General features: G+C 50.7%; 1 rRNA gene. It reads right to left on the bottom strand.

The features are described from left to right. A 23S ribosomal RNA gene (locus tag A9501_RS03155) occupies window positions 1–2,613 on the bottom strand; the annotation flags it as partial.

Genomic DNA, 2,613 nt, shown 5'->3' with positions numbered 1-2,613 from the left:
GGGAGAACTCATCTCTTGGCAAGTTTCGTGCTTAGATGCTTTCAGCACTTATCTCTTCCGCACTTAGCTACCCGGCAATGCGTCTGGCGACACAACCGGAACACCAGTGGTGCGTCCACTCCGGTCCTCTCGTACTAGGAGCAGCCCCAACCAATTCTCCAACGCCCACGGCAGATAGGGACCGAACTGTCTCACGACGTTCTAAACCCAGCTCGCGTACCACTTTAAATGGCGAACAGCCATACCCTTGGGACCTACTTCAGCCCCAGGATGTGATGAGCCGACATCGAGGTGCCAAACACCGCCGTCGATATGAACTCTTGGGCGGTATCAGCCTGTTATCCCCGGAGTACCTTTTATCCGTTGAGCGATGGCCCTTCCATTCAGAACCACCGGATCACTATGACCTACTTTCGTACCTGCTCGACTTGTCTGTCTCGCAGTTAAGCTTGCTTATACCATTGCACTAACCTCACGATGTCCGACCGTGATTAGCAAACCTTCGTGCTCCTCCGTTACTCTTTGGGAGGAGACCGCCCCAGTCAAACTACCCACCAGACACTGTCCGAGACCGCGTTCCGCAATCTTCGTTAGAACATCAAACGTTAAAGGGTGGTATTTCAAGGACGACTCCATAATCACTGGCGTGACTACTTCTAAGTCTCCCACCTATCCTACACATCAAAATTCAATGTTCAGTGTCAAGCTATAGTAAAGGTTCACGGGGTCTTTCCGTCTAGCCGCGGGTACACCGCATCTTCACGGCGATTTCAATTTCACTGAGTCTCGGGTGGAGACAGCCTGGCCATCATTATGCCATTCGTGCAGGTCGGAACTTACCCGACAAGGAATTTCGCTACCTTAGGACCGTTATAGTTACGGCCGCCGTTTACTGGGGCTTCGATCAGGAGCTTCTCTTTCGATTACACCATCAATTAACCTTCCAGCACCGGGCAGGCATCACACCCTATACGTCCACTTTCGTGTTTGCAGAGTGCTGTGTTTTTAATAAACAGTTGCAGCCAGCTGGTATCTTCGACCGGTTCAACCTTCAGGGGCTAGCCCTTACAATCTACGCCGGCGCACCTTCTCCCGAAGTTACGGTGCTATTTTGCCTAGTTCCTTCACCCGAGTTCTCTCAAGCGCCTGAGTATTCTCTACCTGACCACCTGTGTCGGTTTTCAGTACGGTTTAGATAAACCTGAAGCTTAGTGGCTTTTCCTGGAAGTGTGGTATCAGTTACTTCAGCTCCGTAGAGCCTCGTCATCATCTCTCAGTGTTAAGGAAGTCCGGATTTGCCTAAACTTCCCACCTACCAACTTAAACGCACATATCCAACAGTGCGATAACCTAACCTACTCCGTCCCCACATCGCAGTTTATCCAAGTACAGGAATATTAACCTGTTTCCCATCGACTACGCTCTTCAGCCTCGCCTTAGGGGCCGACTCACCCTGCCCCGATTAACGTTGGACAGGAACCCTTGGTCTTCCGGCGAACGGGTTTTTCACCCGTTTTATCGTTACTTATGTCAGCATTCGCACTTGTGATACGTCCAGCATGCTTCTCAACACACCTTCATCCGCTTACACAACGCTCCCCTACCCAACAGACTTACGTCTGATGCCGCAGCTTCGGTGCTATATTTCAGCCCCGTTACATCTTCCGCGCAGGCCGACTCGACTAGTGAGCTATTACGCTTTCTTTAAATGATGGCTGCTTCTAAGCCAACATCCTAGCTGTCTAAGCCTTCCCACTTCGTTTCCCACTTAATATAGACTTTGGGACCTTAGCTGGCGGTCTGGGTTGTTTCCCTCTCCACGACGGACGTTAGCACCCGCCGTGTGTCTCCTGAGTATCACTCTTTGGTATTCGTAGTTTGCATCGGGTTGGTAATCCGGGATGGACCCCTAGCCGAAACAGTGCTCTACCCCCAAAGGTGTCCGCTCAAGGCTCTACCTAAATAGATTTCGGGGAGAACCAGCTATCTCCCGGTTTGATTGGCCTTTCACCCCCAGCCACAAGTCATCCGCTAATTTTTCAACATTAGTCGGTTCGGTCCTCCAGTTAGTGTTACCCAACCTTCAACCTGCCCATGGCTAGATCACCGGGTTTCGGGTCTATACCTTGCAACTAGACGCCCAGTTAAGACTCGGTTTCCCTTCGGCTCCCCTATTCGGTTAACCTCGCTACAAAATATAAGTCGCTGACCCATTATACAAAAGGTACGCAGTCACCCTTTCAGGCTCCCACTGCTTGTACGTACAAGGTTTCAGGTTCTATTTCACTCCCCTCACCGGGGTTCTTTTCGCCTTTCCTTCACAGTACTGGTTCACTATCGGTCAATCAGGAGTATTTAGCCTTGGAGGATGGTCCCCCCATCTTCAAACAGGATATCACGTGTCCCGCCCTACTTCTCGTTAACTTAGTACCACAGCCTGGATTTTGAGTACGGGGCTATCACCCTGTGTCGCTAAGCTTCCCAGCTTATTCCTCTATCTCTGCTGTTATCATTAACAGGCTCTTTCGCTTTCGCTCGCCGCTACTGACGAAATCTCGGTTGATTTCTTTTCCTCGGGGTACTTAGATGTTTCAGTTCTCCCGGTTTGCCTCA

Origin of the sequence: Haemophilus sp. CCUG 66565 (genome assembly GCF_001679495.1) — a bacterium.
GTDB lineage: Bacteria > Pseudomonadota > Gammaproteobacteria > Enterobacterales > Pasteurellaceae > Haemophilus > Haemophilus haemolyticus_K.
Note: the sequence above shows the minus strand (reverse complement) of the source record. Positions and strands in the feature narration are given on the sequence as shown.